Below are 19230 nucleotides of genomic sequence, written 5' to 3' on the forward strand. Positions count from 1 at the left end.
CCAGCAACCCTTTTCTCGAGCGCCGCGCAATAGCATCGCATGGACGTTTCCCGCGAGGTCGAGTACCGCCCCGTCAGCGTGAAGGAGGTGCTCGCGGAGATGAAGGACACGGCCGAACTGCTGATCGACCTCTCGTACTCGGCCGTCCTGTTCGGCAGCGACGCGGTCGCCGAGGAGGTGCTCGTCCTCGAGGAACGCATGGACGTCCTTCAGCTGCAGGCCCGAATGAGCGTGCTGATGGCGGCGCGCAGTCCGGACGACGCGGAGCAGTTGGCGCCCGTCCTGGGCGTGGTGGGCGCCGCGGAGAAGGTCGCCGACGCGTCAGGCGACATCGCCAAGATCGTTCTGGAGCAGGTCGGCCTCCCGGACGCCATCCGATCCGCCCTTCCCGAAGCGGTCGAGACGGTGCTCCGCGCGAGCGTCGACGCCGACTCCCGGTTCGCCGGGCGCACCCTCGGCGATATCAACCTCGAGACCGAGACCGGCGTCCGGGTGATCGCCATCCGTCGGCAGGGCGAGTGGCTGCTCAATCCCACCTTCGAAACGACCCTCGAGGCCGGCGACGTCGTCCTCCTGCGCGGGGCCGAGAAGGACGTCGGCGCGGTCTACGAGACCATGACGGGCGACCCCTACGAGACGCCGACCCCGTCCGAACCGCGCATCGACGACCTGGAGCGGGCGGTCGACGCCATCGTCCTGATGAAGAACATGAGCGAACTGGCGATCGACCTCGCCTACGGCGCCGTCCTGTTCAACAGCACCGAACTCGCCGAGGAGGTGTCCGCCCTCGAGGCCGAGGTGGACGCCCTCGAGTCGCGCTTCGAGGCCTGGACGCTCCGGGCCGCGGCGGACGTCGAGGACCCCGTTTCCCTCCGGGGGCTGGTCCACCTCGCGAGCGCGACCGAAGTGATCAGCGACGCCGCGCTGGAGCTCAGCGAGGGCGTCCTGCGGGGCCTCGGCACCCACCCCGTCGTCGCGGAGGCCGTCTACGAGAGCGACGAGGTGATCGTCCGCCAGACCGTCGACGGGGGGAGCCAGCTGGCAGGCGCGACACTCGGCGAGCACATGGTCCGGACGGAGACGGGGATGCGCGTCATCGCCGTCCGTCGCCCGCGGGGATCGGACGGCCCGTACGACGACGAGTGGGAGATCCAGCCCGGCGCGGCGTCGAAACTCGAGGGCGGAGACGTGATTCTGGCGAAGGGTACCCGAACCGGTGCCGATCGACTCGGGGAGTTGACGAGCGCCGCGTGACGAACGTCCCCGACGAGACGCCGGAGCGTCGCCGACCTCGCGAAGTCGGCACGAGGGGGTCGGCGACGCGATCCGTTTCCGTTACCGGCCGAGTTTCTCGCGGCCGATGCGGACGCCGGTGGGGGTGATGATGATCTGGTCGTCGCCCTTGCGAACGATGTCGCCGTCGACCTCCTTCGCGACCTGGCGGAGTTCGTCGACGATGTGTTCGACCGTCTTGTCCTTCGTGCGCAGGCGGGTGATGTCGGCGATGACGACGTCGCCGTCGTAGACGGCGTCTTTGATGTCGATCGCCGCCGCCTGGCCGCCGACCTCCGCGACGTGAACCTGCATCGACGCCTCGGCCGACGTACCCGCGACGTCGTCGATGTTCAGTTCGACGTAGTCATCGGCGGTCCGAGCCTGATTCCCGCCGAGGAGCTTGTCCATTAGACCCATTGACGAGACCCACCGCCGCCGCCGGTATAGTTCTTACGTCAGACGCACTCGCGCCCTCGAGTTCGACCGCCTCGCCCGGACTGGCGATCGACGACCGAACTCAGCCCGTCAGCGCGGGCATGAGGAAGCTACTGTAGGCGGACTCGAAGGCCTCCGGGAGCGTCCCGAGGTCGATCCCCCACGCGATCGGGAGCCACACGAGCGCGACGAGCGTGATCAACACGATCCCGATGACGTTGAGCCCGAACCCGGTCCGAGCCATCTGGGGGAGCGAGATGTAGCCGCTGCCGAAGACGATCGCGTTCGGCGGCGTGGCCACCGGGAGCATGAACGCGAACGACGCCGCGGTCGCGCCGGCGATCATCAGCCCGAACGGGTGGACGCCGATGCCGACGCCGACGGCCGCGAGGATCGGCATGAGCATCGCCGTCATCCCCGTGTTCGAGGTGATCTCGGTCATGAAGATCGCCAGCGTGACGACCGCGAGCAACACCGCGACCATCGGGACACCTGAGAGCAACTCGAGCTGGCCGCCGAGCCACTCGGCGAGGCCCGACTGGTCGAAGCCGGCGGCGATCGCGAGCCCGCCGCCGAACAGGAGGATGACCCCCCAGGGAATCTTCACGGCGTTCGTCCAGTCGAGCAGGAAGGTGTGCTCGCCCGCTTCGGTCTTCGTGGGGAGCATGAACAGAACCATCGCACCGCCGATCGCGACGATGGTGTCGACGTCATCGGGAACCGTCGCGAGTTCGAACTGGCCGATCAAGCTTCCGCCGATCCAGGCGACGGCCATGCCGACGAAGACGACGAGGACGAGTTTCTCCTGTTTGGACATCGCGCCGAGTTTCTCGAGTTCCGCGTCGATCGTCTGTGCGCCGACGGGCAACTCGTCGAACTTCGGGGAGAGGGCGAATCGCGTGACCCAGATGTAGACCGCCACGAGGCCGATGAGCGAAATCGGAAGCCCGTAGATCATCCACTCGAAGAACGAGACGCTCTCGCCGAACAGTTCCTCGGCCTGGCCGGCGAACAGGATGTTCGGCGGCGTGCCGATGAGCGTCGCGACGCCGCCGACGGAGGCGCCGTAGGCCATACAGAGCATCAGCGCGGTCCCGAACGTGAAGTTCCCCTCGCTGGTGTCGACGTCGAGTCCGGTCTCCTCGATCAGGTCGCGCGTCTGGTAGATGACCGCCAGGCCGATGGGCGTCATCATCATCACGGTCGCGCTGTTCGAGACCCACATCGAGAGGAACGCCGTCGCGATCATGAACCCGAGGATGAGCCTCGAGGGGGTCGTGCCGACGGCTTTGATCGTCCGCAGGGCGATCCGCCGGTGGAGGTCCCACCGCTGCATCGCCATCGCGAGGAAGAAGCCGCCCATGAACAGGAAGATCAGCGGGTGGCCGTACGACGGCGTCGTGTCGGCGACCGGTAGCGCACCGGTCAGGGCGAAGAGCGGAATCGGGAGCAGCGAGGCCGCCGGGATCGGAATCGCCTCGGTGATCCACCAGAGCGCGACCCACGCCGTCACGGCGCCGACCGCCTGCCCCTGATAGCCGGCCGGTTCGCCGGGCGTCGGGCCGAGCAGGATGAGCGCGAACAGGAGCGGGCCGAGGACGAACCCCACCTTCTGCCGGAGTCCGTAGCTGGTATCGACGTCGAACGGCGATCGATCGTCGCCGGATCCGTCTCCGTCGGGCCCGTCCCCGCCGGCTGCGGTGCGGTCCCCGCTGGCTCCGGCGCGGTCCCCGCCGCCGTCGGTCGCGAGGGCCTCTTCGGCGACCCGCTTTTCCTCCTCGGTCACCGCGTCGAGGTCCTCGAGCATGCGCGTGCCGTCGAGTCGGACGTACGCTTTCGTCTGTGCGCTCAGCGCCCACAGGTGCGCCCACATTCGTTTCGTGCGTTGTGAAGGCATTTTCCGGTGGTTTCTGGCAGGTGGGTATTAATCGTTTGATTTCGAAGCTGTTGTGAAATTGACGAGGACGTCCAAAACTAAAGTTCATGATGGACGTCGTTCGGACGCGTGCAGCCTGAGCGGCTGCGGGTGCGTGGAGGGTTTTCGAACGGTTTCCGTTCTTCGAAATGTCGGACATCCATCCGTAGGCGGATACTATCGGATCAAAAGACATGGAAGATGAGCCGCAAAGTTCGAGCGGACCGGTGATCGACGGAAGGGTCGGAACACGGCGAAGAACCCGGCTCTATTTTTGCGAGGAGAGAATCCCGCCGTTTACGGCGGGGGGGATGTCACCCGGAGAACTCGTAGAGTTCGTCGCCGACGTGGTGGAGCGAGTCGATGACTTTGCCCTCGTCGCCGGTCATGTCGCCGCCCGGCACGCGAGCGCGGCCGATGGCGAGCACCTTGTCGTGGGACTCCTCTGCGATCACGACGAGGTCGCCGGCGTCGATGTCGTCCGTGGCCTCCGTGATCCCCGGGCGCATCACGTCCGCGCCGTCGCTGACGAAGGAGATGGCGCCGGTGTCGACGGTCACCCGGCGGCGGTCGGGTTCGTACGCGTTCGCCCCGCGGACCGTCAGGAACGGCTCGTCGTCGAAGTAGGCGATCTGGGGCTCGCCGTCGACGAGGACGACCTCCCAGTCGGTCGCCTCGAACTCGACGCGCTCGTAGGTGTCTCCCTCGGGCGTCACGCCCAGCGTGTCCGAGAGCATCGACTCGATCTCCGAGACGACGTCGCTCCGGAGGTGGTGTCGGGACTTGACCTGCATACCCGTCCTTCCCGCCAGAGCCATTTAACAGAACAGGTTTGGGGTCGTCGGTCGTCCCCTGTGCGCCTCGAGCGACGACCGGGGCGCGCAGTAGGGGTCGCCGTTCCGACTCTGCGGTGGGATACCACTATCCCCCCGCGGCTGGTAGGGATTCGGACCGCGTTCGATGGCCAGCGAGTACGTCTTCATCAGCGACTTACACATCGGCGGCGACGAACAGCTCACGGTGGTGGACTTCGAGGAGGAACTCCTCTCGTTTCTCGCGGCCCTCGAGGGGCGCGGCGGCGACGTCGAACTGATCGTCAACGGCGACGCCTTCGGGCTGTGGGAGTACGCGGAGGTGACCGGACCGGCGAGACTCGAGCGGGTGATCGAGGACCACCCGCGGGTGTTCGAACAGCTCCGCGCGACCGGCGAGGAGATCGACGTCACCGTGATTCCGGGCAACCACGACCTGGCCTGCTACCCGTCCAACGTCGATCGGCTCGCCGAGTACAACGTCTCGCTCGAGCCCGAGATCGCGATCACCCGCGAGGTGGGCGACGCGCGGATCTGGATCGAACACGGCCAGCAACACGACCCGAACAATCGGATGCCCGACTGGGGGAACCCCGACGCTCTCCCGGTCGGCTATTTCGTCGTCCAGCGAATCGTCGCCGCCGCCGGACAGTACTCCGGACGGGCGAGGGGTGACTGGCTGCGGGACATCCAGTCGGTCGCCCCGATGGAGGAGATCCCGCGCTGGCTCCTCTCGAACTACTTCTACCGGGAGATGAGTCCGATCCTCCGGGCGATCGTCGTCCCGCTGTTGCTGTTTTTCAACCTCACGCTCCTCTACCTGTTCGGAACCGCCCTCGAGGTGCTCGGCATTCTTCCGCCCCGATTGTTCACCGACAACCCCGTGATCCACGCGCTCGGGGTCGCCGCGTTCGTCCTCGAACTCATCGTCGCGATCAACGTCGTGATCGTGGCGGTCCTGCTGTTGCTCGCGCTCCCGCTGTGGCTGTTCAGACGCGACCTGGGGCGGACCCTCGAGCGCTTCGGCGTCGTGCTGTCGGGCGTTCGCGTCGGGCAGGGGGACGAGCCGTTCTTGCGCGCTGCCAGGGCGGTGTTCGAGGCGAACGACGACGTCGCCGTCTTCGTCTACGGGCACACCCACCGGGCGTCGGTCACGCGGTGGGGCGGTCGGGTCGTCGTCAACACGGGCACCTGGCTCAAGAAGCTCCGGCACGTCGAGGCTCGGTTCTCGCGGCTCCCGGGCGTCTACCACCCCTCGTTCCGGCTGAATCACGTCCGAATCTTCGCCGAAGGGGACCGAGTCGTCGTCGAGTGCGAGGAGGTCGAGAGCGTCGAACCGCCGAAACTCGGCCGGTTCCAGCGCCTGGTCGCGCGCCGCCCGCCCCCGGAGCACCCCATCCCGGCGCGGACGGTGGTCGACCCCGACGACCCGCTCGAGGTTCCCGAGGCGCTCGTCGAGCGCACCTCATCGCGAGTTCGGCGGCCCACGTCACCCGACGGTGATGGGCTCGAGCGGTCGGGCGGGGACGGAGATCGAGGCCGAGAGGAGGGGTCCGACCGAGAGGGTGCGTCGTGACGGTGCGACGAAATCGAAACCGGACGGGCCCGAGGACGATCCGACGGCCGTCGACGGACGCCGGCGATGTCCGCGCAAACCGCTAAGTGATCCCGCGAACTTCCCCTACCCATGTGGCCCGCCCGTCGACCCGAGACGGTGTCCTGTCCCGCGTGCGGCGCGACGATCGACCGCGAACGCGCCCGCGAGTACGACAAGCACGGCGACCGGTGGGATCGCGAGGGGAAGGAGTTCGAACACCTCTGTCGATCCTGTTACGACGACCTCTGTCAGTACCCCAGGGACGAACTCGAGGACCTCCTCGTCGAGATCGGCGCCGGCGAGCGGAGTCGGGACGCGTTCCTCGCGGCGTACGTCAGGTCCGTCGAGGAGCGGTACGGACCGTTCGAGGAGCAGTGACCGCCCGTCGGACCGATCACGACGACCGTCGGTGATCGCCGTCCCGACACGTCTTTCACCCACACGCCCGTAGGCGCCGATATGAGCGACGACGCCGACGCACAGGCCGCAGCCGGCACGGCCGAAGGGCAGGGCCCCGTTTTGATCTCGGACGACCTCGCACGACACCTCGAGAACAAGCGCGAGGAGCTGTTCGAGAAGTTCGAGATCCGCGACGAGTTCCCCGAGGCGGTGATCGACGAGGCCGAGGAGCGGACCGAGGACGTTCAGGCCGAGATCGACGCGGAACTCGAGGACGGCGACCGGGAGGACCTCCGGGACCTGACGACGTGGACGACGGACCCGATCGACGCCCAGGACTTCGACGACGCGCTCTCGATCGAAGAGCGCGACGAGGAGTACGTCCTCTGGGTGCACATCGCCGACGTGACCCACTACGTCCACCCCGAGTCCGAGATGTGGAACGAGGCGGTCGAGCGGGGCAACACCGTCTATCTCCCCGGCTACACCATCCACATGCTGCCGCCGGTCCTGGCGGAGTCGGTCTGCTCGCTCGTGCCGAACGAGGAGCGCTTCGCCCACACCGTCGAGATGCACCTGAACAAGGAGACGCTCTCCTACGAGACCATCGACATCTACAAGTCGGTCATCGAATCGGACGAGCGGCTCACCTACGCCGAGGCCGAAAAGCGCCTCGACGACCCCGACGCGCCGCTCCACGAGGTGAACGTCCTGGTCCACGAGGTCGCGGACCGAATGCACGAGATTCGAAAGGATGACGGCTCGCTCGTGCTCAACCCGAGTCGGGATCGCGCCCACACGATCATCGAGGAGTGCATGCTGAAGGCGAACAAGGCCGTCACGCACGAACTCATGTGGAACCGCGGCGTCGAGGCGATGTACCGCGTCCACCCCCAGCCCACCCCCGACGAGTGGTCGAAGGCGCTCCAGGAGATCCAGGACCTGGACGGCGTCTCCATCCCCGGCGACACGTGGGACGACCCGCGGAAGGCCGTCAACGCGACGCTCGAGACCGCCCCCGGCCGACAGCTCGACAAGATCCAGTGGGCGGTGATGAAGGTGATGCCCCGTGCCCGGTACATGAGCGACCCCTTCGGCGGTCACCACGCGCTGAACTTCGAGATCTACGGCCACTTCACGAGCCCCATCCGGCGGCTCTCCGACCTGATCAACCACTGGATCGTCTACCAGAACGACGTCCCCGAGACCCTCGTGGCCCTCTGCGACCGCGCCAGCGACAAGCAGAAGGACGCGGAGCAGTGCGAGCGCGAGTACAAGCAGTTCCTCCAGGAGGTCGGCCTGGATCCGATGGCGGTCAACAACCGCGGGATCGAGGTCGTCGAGGAGGACGAGGCGGACGAGACGCTGTAGACCCCGATTTACGGCCACCTCTACCGTTTTCCGTGGGCGCACTTCGTTTCGGCGTCCACGTCCACGGGTGAAACGGCCGGTGCGTACAAGCGGGGCATCCATCGCTCAGTATAGGCTACTGTTCGGTAACGTCCGCCCGACTGACCCATACCATAGCGTTCCTGGTCTCTAACGGGCTTTATTCGGTCCTGTACCGTGGCAGCACAGGTGGTACCATTCGACGAAGAACGGGCTGAAGGCGGGGCTCTCGACCGGTTACAGGATCTCGGGTTATCTCAGTACGAAGCACAGACACCGCTCAACCTCGTTCGCCTCGGGACGGGAACAACGCGGGACATTACCCGCGTCAACGGTGTGCCTCGCACCCGCGTATCCGAAGAACCGGCTACACGAACTGGTGGCAAGAGCGAAGAAACGGCGAACTGGGGTACAGGCGATCGAAATAGTCTCGTCGTCGCCCTCCGAGCGATCTTCACGTGACGACTCCACGGAGGGCGTGCGGCGTGACTAGTCTCGGGCGTTCACTCGGAAACTCACACTACGTTCATACTCCTCGTTAGCAAAGGTAGTCCATGCACGGAGGCACCCGAGCGGATGACGGGTACGAGCCTCATTCAGTCACTATTCGTTTCCAGGACTCGTACGATTGGTCGGCCACACCACCGAGTATCGCCACAGCCGACGCGCTCGCTACCGTCACTGGTATCGCTCCAGCCGAGCTTTCACTCGAACTCGAAACCTGCTTGTACGACCACGTTAACCCGGATGCCCTCGATGCGCTCGTACGTGAGCAGAAAACCGAACGGGTCGTCGTCTCCTTTACATTTGGCCACTATCGAATTTGGTTCGAAGGTGAGAAGTTGACCGTGCGCTCGATCAACCGGTAAGCGCGTATCGTGAGTGATAAACAGCGAGTTCTGCCGGCCTCTTCCTCGCGAGGCTGCCACTCCTCGGACTCGAAGCCGACACCGAACGCAACTACGCCTGCTGTAGGAGTCCGTCCACCGATCCGGTGTTGCTCGGCCGAGGCTGCTGCTGGCGCGCCGTCGCCGTCAGGTGGTCGACGACGTACTCTGCATCCCTGCCGACGCCGGTGAACAGCCCCGACGTCATCGCGTACAGGAAGAACAGGCCGACGAAGTACAGTCCCGGCTCGCTCGGGACGACGCCGCGCACGTGGACGGGTTCCTTGGGTTGTTCCTTCCCGTCGAAGATCGGCACGTCTATCCACGAAAAGTCGGGACGGAAGCCAGTGCACCAGATGACGTTCTCGACGTCGAGAACGTCATCCCCGACGACGGGACGGCCGTCGCGGACGCCGGTCGTGCGAGGCACCCGTTCGACGCCGGCCGCGGCCAGGTCACTGGGTTTCGTTCGCACCAGCGGGCCGCCCTGTGAGAGCACTTTCGGGCGGATTCGGCGCCCGATCGGCGTCCCCGTCGTGAAGATCCGGTGGAAGAGCACGCGCATCACGAACGGGACCCCGAGGTGACGGCCGACCCACGAGTCGATGTGGAACGGCACGTGGCCGACGTCTCGACCCGACAGCCACGTTTCGTGCTCGGAGGCGACGGGACGAGATGCTCCGCGTCTCGCTTGCAGCGGGCGCTTCGCGCCGGCGACGTCGAGAGCGATCTCGGCACCGGAGTTGCCCGCCCCGACGACGAGCACGTCCCCGTCCTGGAGCTGATCGGGGTTGCGGTATTCACTCGCGTGTAGCTGGACGACGTCGTCGGAGAGTTCAGCCGCGAAATCCGGGACCGTCGGGACCTGGTAGCTCGCCATCGCCACCACGACGTTGTCCGCCTCGATACGCCGGTCGCCCGCGGTGACGAGGAAGCGATCGTCGATCCGTTCCAGCCCGTCCACGCGGACGCCGAGTTCGACGGGCAGGTCGAATCGCTGGGCGTAGGTCTCCAGATAGTCGGCCACTTCGTCCTTCGTGGGGAAGGCGTACGGTGAGCCCGGGTAATCCATCCCCGGTAGGCTCGAGTAACGGGCGGGCGTGAACACCCGGAGGGAGTCCCAGCGGGCCCGCCACGCGTCGCCGACGCGGTCGCTCGCGTCGAGGATGACGAAGTCCCGGTCGTGTTGCCGCAGGTGGTACCCGGTCGCCAGTCCGGCCTGGCCGCCGCCGATAACGACGGTGTCGTGTCGTTCGATCATGGCTTTGTTCCGTGGTAAGCGTACGCGGCGGAGGGAAGTGATGATGCCGCGTGCAGGATTTCACGCCCTGAAATTTCGGATAGGCCGTGGATCTGCGACGTCACAGGCGCTCGACTGACCGGTTTGCCAGTCCGATGACGGTGATCGTCGCCGGTGGCGTTACGACGGTGCGCGGGACTCGAAGGCGGTGGGGTCGACCGGGGTCGCCTCCGCGCGAACCCGCTCGAAGACCGAGATGGCCCAGTCGCGGGCCTCCGGGGCGTCCGTGTCGATGACCGCCACGAGCGCCCCGGTCCCGGCGTCGTGGCAGCAGATGCCGGCCCGGTCGTCAACGATGCCGAGGCCGCAGCGGTCGCCGTCCGGGAGGTGGTCGTGGACGAGGACGGTCGCGTTCTCGCAGGCGGTGACCTCCACGATCCGATCCGGGTTCCAGGCGAACACCCCCTCCAGGGCCTCGGGCGTGAACACGTACTCGAACGTCATTCCCTCGAGAGCCGCACCGCAGGCCGTCTCGAGGTTGCTCGACTTGTACACGATGTTGTCGAACCCGCGCAACGACGAGGTCGACGCGATGAGTCGACTGAGACGCTCGACGGGCTCGTAGGGGTACCCTGGCCCGGGGTAGGAGACCACCGCGTCGGCGAAGAGGTCGACGGAGAAGCCCGGCATCTCGACCGGCAGCCACTGCCAGACGTCGCGGAGCATCCCCTCGATCTCCATCGCGTCCCGGAGAGCCAGAAACCGATCGGCGACGTACTCGCCGAGGGGGGTCAGCCCGTACGTGGGACCGTCCCTGACGAGCCACTTCCGCTCATCGAAGGCGGCGAGCACCCGTCCGACGGTCGGCGAGGAAGCGCCGGTGGCCTCACACAGCTCTCGACGGTCGGTCGGTCCGTCGCGCAACGTTTCGAGGACACCGACGCGGTGGGCCGACGTGGCCAGGAACCGGATGTTGTCGATTCCCGCAGTCATACGCACCGTAGGAGGTCGAGGAGCTTAGCGTTTCGTGGGGAGAGACAGGCGACTCTCCGCTGAGGGACTCGGGAGGATCGAGCGGCGTGCCCTCCGCCTCCTTCCCGGTCCGAATCGATTCGCACCTGAATAACGAGACCGCCCTCTCGACGACTGTCACAACCCCTCGCGCTCGAGGAAGTCCACCACCGCCTCCTCGAACGCGTCGTCGGGGACCGTCGTGAGGTGATCCGCGTCGGGGACGACGACCGCTTCGCCGTTCGGGAAGCCGTCGGCGAGTTTCCGCGGATCGCCCACGAGGCCGTCGCGCTCGCCCGCGACCACCGACACCGGGGTATCGATCCCGGCGACCGTCTCCCAGTCGGCCGGCGGCGTCCGCTGGCGGGCGCACGCGGAGAGGGCCTCGAGGTCGTTATCGGTCGTTTCGGCGAAACGGCGGAACCGCCTGCCGATCGGGTTCGAGACCGACTCGAGATCGTCGGCCGCCAGCGCGTCGGCGATGGCGTCGCTCCCGCCGGTGTCCGACAGCGACGCCGAGCCGATGCCGGCCAGGACGCCCGCGTTGAACCGCTCCGGGTGGGCGGCGAGCAACTCGAGCGAGAGCCGTCCGCCCATCGAGTAGCCCAGCAAGTCGGCTTCCTCGACCTCGAGGTGGTCGAGCAGCGCGACGACGTCGTCGGCCATGGTCGCCGTCTCGTACGCCTCGGGGTCGCGGGGCTTCCCGCTCTCGCCGTGTCCACGACAGTCGAGGGCGATCACGCGGCGGCCCTCCGCGAGCAGGGTCTCGTACCACCCGCGCTCGCGCCAGTTCTCCCGGCGACTCGAGGCGAAGCCGTGGAGCAGGACGACCGGGGCGGGATCGGATCCGACGCCGGACGCCTCTCGGTCGGGGACGAGGTCGTCGTAGGTGATGCGGACGTCCGCGGCGGCGAACGACTCACCGTTCGTCATGGTGTCGCGGTACAATGGTAACCTCCTTTGCCTTTCCGGAGGGTCCGTCACCGCAACGGTCGCTCGTAGACGTACTCCTCGAGGTCGTCACTCTCGTCGTCACCCAGTCGTGCGTCCCGTCTCTCGAGTCGGTCGAACCCCCGCGATTCGTAGAACGAGACGCCGACCTCGTTGTCCGCGAGGACGGTCAGCCGCAGTCGGTCGAAGTGGTCCTCGAGGTCGTCGACGACGCGCTCGAGCAGCGCCGTCCCGATACCGTCGCCCCACCGACCCGGGTGGACGTAGATGCGGTAGAGGAACGCGATCGAGTCGTCCTTTTGCCACGGACCGGCGTAGGCGAAGCCGACCGCCGATCCCTCGCCCCGGACTCCGTCGCGGTCATCGTCACCAGTCGCGAACTCATCCTCCTGGGCTATCAGAAAGACCGTATCGTCGCGCGCCGCCGCGTCCACGACCTGGCCCTCGAGTCGGCTGGGTTCGTACCACCGATCGACGATGGCGTCGATCCTGTCGTGGCCGAGAAACTCTCCGTAGGCGGCGTGCCACCCCGCTCGAGCGATGCGACGGATCGCGAGGGCGTCCTCCCGCCTGGCCGTGCGAAATGATGGCATGTGGGAACGTGCGGCGTCGGCGACAAAGAGCGTTGCTCGAGACCCCCGAAACGAAACTCCGGTGGAACACCCGCGCTGGGAACGTCGAACGGGTACAAAATACGGTATCGAACGCCGCGCTACTCGCGGTCGCCCGTCGACGACCGTCTCACTCGACGTCGATGCGGTGGACCGAGTCGTCGTCGACGACGTCGACGGTCGGGAGGCGAACCTCGAGGACGCCGTTGCGGTAGTTCGCCTCGATCTCCTCGACGATCACCTCGCGCGGGACTCGGACGCGCTCCGCGACGTGGCGCGAGCGCATCGTCCGGAAGGCATCGTCGCCCTCCTCGCGCTCGGCGCTGGCCGAGATCGAGAGCGTCCCGTCCTCGAACGTGAGTTCGATGTCGTCCTTCTCGAAGCCGGGGAGGTCCATCACGAAGACGAAGGCGTCGCCCTCGTCCTCGAGGGACGTCCCGGGTCTCCCGTACGGGGTCGTCGCCTCGAACCCGCTCGACCCCTCGAGCGCGGGATACCGCGCGTCGAACCCGAAGGCGGGGGCGTCGAACATCGCCCGGCGGAGCTGGTCGAACTGGCGGTCCATCTCTCTGAACAGTCGGTTCACGTCTTCGAACGACTTCATCGATAATCGGGGACCTATAGGTCGGGAGCGGATATAAGGATTCTCGACCGTCAGGCCCTCTCGACCCCGATATCGTCGCACCCGTCGCGGCGCTCCGGTCCTCGAGGGCGGCGATCCGCTCTTCGGCGTCGGCCGCAGTTCGGAACGGAAAAACGGGGTGACGGGGGTCGGAATCGCGGTTAGCTGCGGACTCGGGCCGCGGCCGACAGCGCGAGCGCGGCGAGCGCGACGACGGGGCCGAAACCGGACATGCCGTCGTCCGCGTCCTCGACGTCGTCCGCGTTCTGCACGGCGATCTCGCGCTCGGAGAAGTGGTCCACGGCGACGAGCACGTCGGCGCTCGCGGCCGCGTCGCTCTCCTGGACGACCATGTACCGGGGCTCCTCGCCGATGGCGCCCTCGAGTTCCGAGTACGAGGACGCCTCGGTCGCGACGTCACCGTCGACGGTCACCGCGAGGTCCTCGGCCGAACCGACGGTCTCGAGGACCGCGTCGGAGGCGCCGACGATGACGATCGTCCCCTCATCCGCGGCGCGCTCGGCGGTCACCTCGAGGCGGTCCTCGGCGTCCGCGCTCGCCTCGACGGCGATATCCTGGCCGTAGGTCGCGACGTCGGCGACGCGTTCGCCGTCCTCGCGGACCTCGGCGTAGACCTCGGCCGTCGCCTCGCCGTCCGCGATCAGGTCCTCCTGGGCGCGCGCTTCGTCGTCGCGCTCGCCGTCCCCGTAGGAGCGGAAGACGAGCGTCGAGTCGCCCTCGAGGTCGGCGACGACGTTCCCGTCCTCGTTGACGGCCACCTCGCCGTCTCCGACGACGACGAAGGCGCCGTCGCGCTCGCCGCCGTCGATCGCAACGCGGCCGTCGCCGTCGGACTCGGCCGTGACGCCGCTGGCGAGGTCGGCCTCCACGTAGCGGTCGTCGTCGCCGGCCGCGACGGTGAGGATGCCGCGCTCGCTGTCGTGGGCGCTGATTCCGCCCGAGGACGACCCCTCGAGCGAGAGGTCGGCCCGCGTCTCGGTCTCGACGCCGAGTTCGAGGCCGAGTCCGGAGAGGTTCACGACGCTCGAGAGGGCGGCATCGGCGCCGAGGCCGGCGCGGCTGTCGTGGTCGCTCTGGGAGGCGACCGACACGTCGTCGAACAGCGTCGCGCCGCCGACGCGGTAGTCGGTGACGGCGTCGCTCGAGGTGTTGAACGCGACGTGCGTTCCCTGGTAGGCCGCCGCGTCGGCGGAGTGAGACTGCGTCTGAGAGGCGTTCTGGGAGGGCGCGGCCGCGCCCGCGACCCCGCCGACGGCGGCGACGGAGAGCGTCGCCGTCGTCAACAGGACCGCGAGGACGACCGAAGGTATTCGGGACATTGCACCCGGCCGGAGGCAACCGGTCGTAAAGTCCTTTCTGACAGGGTCGTCCAATCGTGCGCGTCACCCTCGAGCGCGGTCGGCGCGCGGGGTGGCCGAGCGCCGAGCGGAAGAGCGGGTGGAACGAACGGGCGGGCCGACCGAGCGAGGGGAAGGGGGAGGGCCGAGCGGGCGGGGGGACGGGGGAACGAGCGTTCGAACGGGGGGTGAAGCGTCCGAAAAACCGCGGCGAGTATAAAAAGCGTGAATGTGTTCAATCGTCCGAATCGGGCGGTGACCGACCGCCTCACCCGGATCAGGTCCGGACTCGAGCGAGGGCGGCGGCGACCGAGATCGCGATCACCGCGACGCCGACGCCGAATCCGGGCATCTCGTCGTCCGTGCCGTCGGACTCGCCTCCGTCGTCGTTCCCGTCGGCGTCGGTTCCGTCCTCGTCGCCGGTGTCGTCTCCGTCGTCGGCGTCGCCGTCATCGCCGTCGTCGGACTCGTCGGTGTCGTCACCGTCGTCCGCCGTCGAGTCGTCCGACCCGCCATCGTCACCGCCGTCGATCGTCGCCGATCGGGTCGAGAAGTGGTCGAACGCGACGTAGACGGTCGCTTCACCCTGCGCCTCGGCGTCCTGAACCACCATGTAGCGCGGTTCCTCGCCGAAGGCGCCCTCGAGTTCCGAGTGCGAGGAGGCTTCCGCGGCCGCCTCCCCGTCGACGGTTACCTCGGCGTCCTCGAGGTTCCCGACGGCTTCCTCGGAGACGGTTGCGATCGCGATGGCGCCCTCGTGGACGGTGCGGTCGACGGTCAGTTCGACCCGCCCTTCGGCATCGTGAGCGGCTTCGGCGCTGGTCTCGCCGCCGTAGTCGACGGCCTCAGCGACCGTCTCGCCGTCCCGATCGCCGACGTAGACGTCGGCGACCGCGTTTCCGTCGGCGATCAGCGACTCCTCGTACTCGGCGTTCTCGTCGCCCTCGCCCTCGCCGTCGTCGTCACCGTCGCCGTCGTCGCCGTCGTCTTCGTCATCTTCGCCGCCGTCGCCCGACGAACGGAAGACGAGCGACGAGTTCTCCTCGAGGTCGGCGGCCACGTCGCCCTCCTCGTTGACGGTCACCTCGCCGTCGCCCACCACGACGAAGGTTCCGTCGCGGTCGCCGGTCTCGACGACCACGCGGTCGCCTTCCTCGCTCGCCTCCGCGTCGGAGCCGAGTTCGGCCTCGACGAACTGCGACTCGTTCCCGGCGTCCACGGAGACGACCGACGAGCTCCCGTCGAGCGCCGACATCGTCGCGCCGCTTTCGGACTCGACCTCCGCGCTCGCGCTGGTCTCCGCGGCGAGCGAGAGGCCCGCCCCCTCGAGGTCGACCAGCGTTTCCAGGGAGACGTCCGCGCCGACGTCGGCGCCGGTTTCCGCCTCGCTCTGGGAGTTCACCGCGACCGAGGAGAACGCCTCCTCGCCGCCGAGTTCGACGTCCGTGAGCTGGCTCCCGTCGGCTTCGAACGAGACGTTCGTCCCGGCGTACGCTTCGCTCTGTGCGGTCGCGTTCGATTCGGTCGCGTCCGTCGCTGCGGCGGTTCCTGCGACTGTCGCGAACAGACCCGTCACCAACACCGCGGTAACGAGGATCGTCGTCAGACGGTTCATACGGGGGGACGTTCATGCTTCGTTATATAGTTCCTTGTGGCAAATCCGTCCAATCGACGCCGGGAAATCGAGCGACGGTGCGGACTCCGTGGACCGAGCGATCGACCTCGAGCGGCGATTCGGACGTGCCGGGATTCGTTCTCGGCGGGGTTTTTTGCGGCCGAAACGTGCAGGCACGTGGGAACAGCCACAATTCATACTATACGGTGGTCTGAAAGGCCCCTATGGCTCAGTCGTTCGACGCCGGGGGTTCGGGCCCGGCCGACCGGTACAAGCGGATCCTCTGGACCACCATGGGGGCGATCGGAATCCGCGACAGCATCGAGGATAAGTTTCTGGCGGCGATCGTCATCCAGTTTTGCTCGGCGATGATCCTGCTCGCGCTGCCGCTCGTCTTTCTCGGTCCGCGGACCGCCCTCGAGACGTTTCCGACCGCACAGATCGTTCTGACCGCGCTCGTGGTGCTGGGCGCGCTCGTCGCGTTCGCGAACACGATCCTGATCGTCCGGCGGGACATCCTCTCGCCCGTCGTCCAACTCAGTGACGTCGCCGAGGCGATCGCCGACGGCAGACTCGACGAGCGGCCGCCCGCGCCGACGGAGGACGACGAGGTCGGCGACCTCCAGCGCTCGTTCGGGCGGATGCACGACTACTTCCTGACGGTCGCGGCGAAAGCCGACGCCCTGCGCAACGAGGAGTTCGACGCCGACGCGCTCGAGGCGGACGTCCCGGGCGAACTGGGCGAGAGTCTGGACGAGATGGAGACGGCGATCCGGACCCGGATCTCCCGGCTCGAGGAACGGCGCGAGGAGATCGACGCCCGGCGCCGCGAGACGGAGGCTCGGAACGAGGCGCTCGAGGCGGACGCCGAGCGGATCCGGGCGGTGCTCGCGCGGTGCGCCGACGGCGACGTCACCGGGCGCGTCGAGGTCCGAAGCGGGCACGAGGCGATGGTGGAGATCGGCGAGGCGCTCAACGCGACGCTCGACGATCTGGAGGAGACGCTCGCCTCGATCCGGACGATCGCCGAGGCGGTCGATCGAACCGGCGCGGAGGTCCGAACGGGGATCGAGGAGATCGACGGGGCGAGCGAGGAGGTGAGCCGCGCGGCGACCGAAATATCGGCGGCGACGGCAGAACAGAGCGACCGCTCGCGCGAGGTGCTCGCGGAGATCGGCGACCTCTCGGCGACGATCGAGGAGATCGCGTCCACGACGGACACGGTCGCCGACGTCTCGGCGGAGGCGGCCCGACGGGCCGAGGCCGGCAGCGACGCCGCGAGCGACACCATCGAGGAGATGGAGCGCCTCGAGGCGCGAACCGAGGTGATCGTCGACGAGATCGAGCGCCTCGACGAGGAGATGGACGAGATCGGAGCGGTGGTCGAAGTGATCGACGAGATCGCCGAGCAGACGAACCTGCTCGCGCTCAACGCCTCGATCGAGGCGGCGACCGCCGGCGCGGCGGGCGACGGGTTCGCCGTCGTCGCGAACGAGGTCAAGACCCTCGCGGAGGGGACGGCCGACGCGACCCGCGAGGTCGACGAGATGATCACTCGCGTGCGGGAATCGACCACCGAGGTCGTCGAGGAGGTCCGCCGGATCAGAGCGGACGTCGTCTCGGGAACCGCGACCGTCGAGGAGAGCCTCGGCGCGCTCGAGGAGATCGCCGAACGGGTGGGGGAGACGAACGCGAACGTGCAGTCGATCGCGGAGGCGACCGACGATCAGGCGGAGACCAGCCAGGAGGTCGCCCGTCGGGTCGACGAGATGACCGACGAGGGCGAGCGGATCGAGCGCGAGGCCGAGAGCGTCGCGGCCGCCGCCGAGGAACAGACGGCCTCGGTCGGCGAGATCGCGACCGCGACCGGAACGCTCGCGGAGATGGCGACGGACCTCTCCGAGGCGCTCGACGCGTTCACGGTGAGCGACGATCGAACGACCGCGGCCGAGCGCGGAGACGGCGACGGGCGTCGACTGCCGAAGCCGAGCACCTGACGGCGACGGCGCGCCCCGACTCGCCGAGCGGCGTCGGCCCGCCGTCGTTCCGATGATCGGAGCGAGAAGTCGATTGGCGGGTCGCTTACCGCGAAATCTCCTGGCCGCCTTCCTTCACGACGGCGTCGATCTCCTCGCGGGTGACGAGCGCGACGTCGCCCGGAATCGTCCGCTTGAGCGCGGCCGCCGCGGCCGCGTACTCGAGCGCCGTCGGCACGTCTGCCCCCTCGAGTCGACGGGCGATGAACGCGCCGGTGAAGGCGTCGCCGGTGCCGATGGGATCGGCGGTGTCGGTCTCGTAGGCCTCCTGGTCGTGGACGACGCCGTCGTGCCAGGCGATCGCCCCCCGCTCGCCGCGGGTGACGACGACGGTCGTGAAGTCGAACTGCGAACCGAGCTGGTGGGCGAGCTGTCGCGGGTCGCCCTCGAAGCCGAGCACGTCTCGAGCGTCTCGAGCGGCGATGACGAGGACGTCGATGCCCGGGAAGAGTTTCGTCAGCGTGTTCTGCGCCTCATCGGGCGACCAGAGCTTGCGCCGGTAGTTGACGTCGAACGCGGTGGTCGTGTCGCCCTGCCGCGCGGCTTTGAGCAGGTTCGCGGTTGTCTCCCGGAGCGTCGGGGAGAGCGCGGGCGTGATCCCGCTCGTGAAGAAGACGCGGGCCTCCCTGATCGGTTCGACGTCGAACTCGCGGGCCTCGGCGGTCGCGACGGCCGTGTTTTCACGGTCGTAGATGGCGTTCGTCCCGCGGGGATCGCCGCCGTGTTCGAGGTAGTAGGTCCCCTGGCGGCCGCGGTGGCTCCAGACGACGTCGGTCTCGATGCCGTAGCTGCGGAGTTCGTTGACGACGCGCCGGCCGAGCGGCGTCTCCGGCACCTTCGAGATCCAGGTGGCGTCGATCCCCGTGCGCTGGGCGGCGACGGCCACGTTGCTCTCCGCGCCCCCGGCTTGCACCTCGAAGCGGTCGGCCGACTCGAGGCGGTCGTTCCCCGGCGGCGAGAGGCGGAGCATCGTCTCGCCGAACGCGACGAGATCACTCACGCGGGTCACCCCCGGATCGCCGTGCGAGCGACCCCGCGTCGCGTTCGCGGACTGGGTTAGCCATACCGACGAAATGG

The 19230-nt window shown here is 67.9% G+C and carries 18 protein-coding genes; 7 read left to right on the forward strand and 11 right to left on the reverse strand.

Annotation, left to right across the window (positions count from 1 at the left end; all coding sequences use genetic code 11):
• Positions 1 to 39: 39 nt before the first annotated feature.
• The gene (locus RJT68_RS02760; protein ID WP_407038855.1) at positions 40 to 1254 is read left to right on the forward strand and encodes a potassium channel family protein; all 1215 of its coding nucleotides are present in this window, start codon (positions 40 to 42) and stop codon (positions 1252 to 1254) included.
• An 81-nt stretch (positions 1255 to 1335) separates the two neighbouring features.
• On the opposite strand, the gene RJT68_RS02765 is transcribed toward RJT68_RS02760, so the two are convergent.
• The 3 genes from RJT68_RS02765 to RJT68_RS02775 form a co-directional block, all read right to left on the reverse strand.
• A complete protein-coding gene (locus tag RJT68_RS02765) occupies positions 1336 to 1692 on the reverse strand; it encodes a cell division protein SepF (RefSeq protein ID WP_407038856.1) in 357 nt (118 codons plus the stop codon).
• 100 nt (positions 1693 to 1792) lie between these two features.
• Positions 1793 to 3607 (reverse strand): SLC13 family permease, encoded by a 1815-nt coding sequence (locus RJT68_RS02770; RefSeq protein WP_407038857.1) that lies wholly within the window; start codon positions 3605 to 3607, stop codon positions 1793 to 1795.
• A gap of 332 nt (positions 3608 to 3939) precedes the next feature.
• A complete protein-coding gene (locus RJT68_RS02775; RefSeq protein ID WP_407038858.1) occupies positions 3940 to 4419 on the reverse strand; it encodes an RNA-binding protein in 480 nt (159 codons plus the stop codon).
• Positions 4420 to 4585: 166 nt separating this feature from the next.
• Between RJT68_RS02775 and RJT68_RS02780 the strand changes: the two genes are divergently transcribed.
• The 5 genes from RJT68_RS02780 (at position 4586) to RJT68_RS02800 (ending at position 8691) form a co-directional block, all read left to right on the forward strand.
• Positions 4586 to 6013: a metallophosphoesterase gene (locus tag RJT68_RS02780; RefSeq protein WP_407038859.1), complete on the forward strand. Its 1428-nt coding sequence runs from the start codon at positions 4586 to 4588 to the stop codon at positions 6011 to 6013.
• Between the two features lie 111 nt (positions 6014 to 6124).
• Positions 6125 to 6412, forward strand: coding sequence for a DUF7562 family protein (locus RJT68_RS02785; RefSeq protein ID WP_407038860.1), 288 nt, complete (start codon positions 6125 to 6127; stop codon positions 6410 to 6412).
• 81 nt (positions 6413 to 6493) lie between these two features.
• Positions 6494 to 7804, forward strand: a complete 1311-nt coding sequence (locus RJT68_RS02790) for an RNB domain-containing ribonuclease (protein ID WP_407038861.1) — start codon at positions 6494 to 6496, stop codon at positions 7802 to 7804.
• 207 nt (positions 7805 to 8011) lie between these two features.
• Positions 8012 to 8284 carry a helix-turn-helix domain-containing protein gene (locus RJT68_RS02795; RefSeq protein ID WP_407038862.1) on the forward strand — a complete coding sequence of 91 codons (273 nt, stop codon included), beginning with the start codon at positions 8012 to 8014 and terminating at the stop codon, positions 8282 to 8284.
• Positions 8285 to 8376: 92 nt separating this feature from the next.
• Positions 8377 to 8691: a HalOD1 output domain-containing protein gene (locus RJT68_RS02800; protein WP_407038863.1), complete on the forward strand. Its 315-nt coding sequence runs from the start codon at positions 8377 to 8379 to the stop codon at positions 8689 to 8691.
• Between the two features lie 91 nt (positions 8692 to 8782).
• Here the strand turns inward: RJT68_RS02800 and RJT68_RS02805 are convergent, their stop codons facing one another.
• The 7 genes from RJT68_RS02805 to RJT68_RS02835 form a co-directional block, all read right to left on the reverse strand.
• Positions 8783 to 9970, reverse strand: a complete 1188-nt coding sequence (locus tag RJT68_RS02805; protein ID WP_407038864.1) for a flavin-containing monooxygenase — start codon at positions 9968 to 9970, stop codon at positions 8783 to 8785.
• 159 nt (positions 9971 to 10129) lie between these two features.
• A complete protein-coding gene (locus tag RJT68_RS02810; RefSeq protein ID WP_407038865.1) occupies positions 10130 to 10942 on the reverse strand; it encodes a helix-turn-helix transcriptional regulator in 813 nt (270 codons plus the stop codon).
• A gap of 156 nt (positions 10943 to 11098) precedes the next feature.
• On the reverse strand, positions 11099 to 11893 hold the full coding sequence (locus tag RJT68_RS02815; RefSeq protein WP_407038866.1) for an alpha/beta fold hydrolase: 795 nt from the start codon (positions 11891 to 11893) through the stop codon (positions 11099 to 11101).
• 47 nt (positions 11894 to 11940) lie between these two features.
• Positions 11941 to 12504 (reverse strand): GNAT family N-acetyltransferase, encoded by a 564-nt coding sequence (locus tag RJT68_RS02820; RefSeq protein WP_407038867.1) that lies wholly within the window; start codon positions 12502 to 12504, stop codon positions 11941 to 11943.
• A 148-nt stretch (positions 12505 to 12652) separates the two neighbouring features.
• Entirely contained in the window at positions 12653 to 13126 is a 474-nt protein-coding gene (locus RJT68_RS02825) for an Hsp20/alpha crystallin family protein (RefSeq protein WP_407038868.1), read from the reverse strand.
• A gap of 179 nt (positions 13127 to 13305) precedes the next feature.
• On the reverse strand, positions 13306 to 14484 hold the full coding sequence (locus tag RJT68_RS02830; protein WP_407038869.1) for a hypothetical protein: 1179 nt from the start codon (positions 14482 to 14484) through the stop codon (positions 13306 to 13308).
• A 295-nt stretch (positions 14485 to 14779) separates the two neighbouring features.
• Positions 14780 to 16117 (reverse strand): PGF-CTERM sorting domain-containing protein, encoded by a 1338-nt coding sequence (locus RJT68_RS02835; RefSeq protein WP_407038870.1) that lies wholly within the window; start codon positions 16115 to 16117, stop codon positions 14780 to 14782.
• A gap of 224 nt (positions 16118 to 16341) precedes the next feature.
• On the opposite strand from RJT68_RS02835, the gene RJT68_RS02840 reads away from it, so the two are divergent.
• Positions 16342 to 18114 carry a methyl-accepting chemotaxis protein gene (locus RJT68_RS02840; RefSeq protein WP_407038871.1) on the forward strand — a complete coding sequence of 591 codons (1773 nt, stop codon included), beginning with the start codon at positions 16342 to 16344 and terminating at the stop codon, positions 18112 to 18114.
• An 85-nt stretch (positions 18115 to 18199) separates the two neighbouring features.
• Here the strand turns inward: RJT68_RS02840 and kdgK1 are convergent, their stop codons facing one another.
• Positions 18200 to 19153, reverse strand: coding sequence for a bifunctional 2-dehydro-3-deoxygluconokinase/2-dehydro-3-deoxygalactonokinase (kdgK1, locus tag RJT68_RS02845; protein WP_407038872.1), 954 nt, complete (start codon positions 19151 to 19153; stop codon positions 18200 to 18202).
• Positions 19154 to 19230 lie beyond the last annotated feature (77 nt).

Origin of the sequence: Halovalidus salilacus, from assembly GCF_031852275.1 — an archaeon.
In the GTDB taxonomy this organism is placed as follows: Archaea; Halobacteriota; Halobacteria; order Halobacteriales; family Natrialbaceae; genus Halovalidus; species Halovalidus salilacus.

Bases quoted from the DNA above. Each gene is read 5' to 3' on its own strand.
- RJT68_RS02815 (WP_407038866.1), bottom strand. From the start codon at position 11,893: ATGACGAACGGTGAGTCGTTCGCCGCCGCGGACGTCCGCATCACCTAC.
- RJT68_RS02830 (WP_407038869.1), bottom strand. From the start codon at position 14,484: ATGTCCCGAATACCTTCGGTCGTCCTCGCGGTCCTGTTGACGACGGCG.
- RJT68_RS02785 (WP_407038860.1), top strand. From the start codon at position 6,125: ATGTGGCCCGCCCGTCGACCCGAGACGGTGTCCTGTCCCGCGTGCGGC.
- RJT68_RS02765 (WP_407038856.1), bottom strand. From the start codon at position 1,692: ATGGGTCTAATGGACAAGCTCCTCGGCGGGAATCAGGCTCGGACCGCC.
- RJT68_RS02775 (WP_407038858.1), bottom strand. From the start codon at position 4,419: ATGCAGGTCAAGTCCCGACACCACCTCCGGAGCGACGTCGTCTCGGAG.
- RJT68_RS02805 (WP_407038864.1), bottom strand. From the start codon at position 9,970: ATGATCGAACGACACGACACCGTCGTTATCGGCGGCGGCCAGGCCGGA.
- RJT68_RS02820 (WP_407038867.1), bottom strand. From the start codon at position 12,504: ATGCCATCATTTCGCACGGCCAGGCGGGAGGACGCCCTCGCGATCCGT.
- RJT68_RS02790 (WP_407038861.1), top strand. From the start codon at position 6,494: ATGAGCGACGACGCCGACGCACAGGCCGCAGCCGGCACGGCCGAAGGG.
- RJT68_RS02760 (WP_407038855.1), top strand. From the start codon at position 40: ATGGACGTTTCCCGCGAGGTCGAGTACCGCCCCGTCAGCGTGAAGGAG.
- RJT68_RS02825 (WP_407038868.1), bottom strand. From the start codon at position 13,126: ATGAAGTCGTTCGAAGACGTGAACCGACTGTTCAGAGAGATGGACCGC.
- RJT68_RS02800 (WP_407038863.1), top strand. From the start codon at position 8,377: ATGCACGGAGGCACCCGAGCGGATGACGGGTACGAGCCTCATTCAGTC.
- RJT68_RS02840 (WP_407038871.1), top strand. From the start codon at position 16,342: ATGGCTCAGTCGTTCGACGCCGGGGGTTCGGGCCCGGCCGACCGGTAC.
- RJT68_RS02835 (WP_407038870.1), bottom strand. From the start codon at position 16,117: ATGAACCGTCTGACGACGATCCTCGTTACCGCGGTGTTGGTGACGGGT.
- RJT68_RS02810 (WP_407038865.1), bottom strand. From the start codon at position 10,942: ATGACTGCGGGAATCGACAACATCCGGTTCCTGGCCACGTCGGCCCAC.
- RJT68_RS02770 (WP_407038857.1), bottom strand. From the start codon at position 3,607: ATGCCTTCACAACGCACGAAACGAATGTGGGCGCACCTGTGGGCGCTG.
- RJT68_RS02780 (WP_407038859.1), top strand. From the start codon at position 4,586: ATGGCCAGCGAGTACGTCTTCATCAGCGACTTACACATCGGCGGCGAC.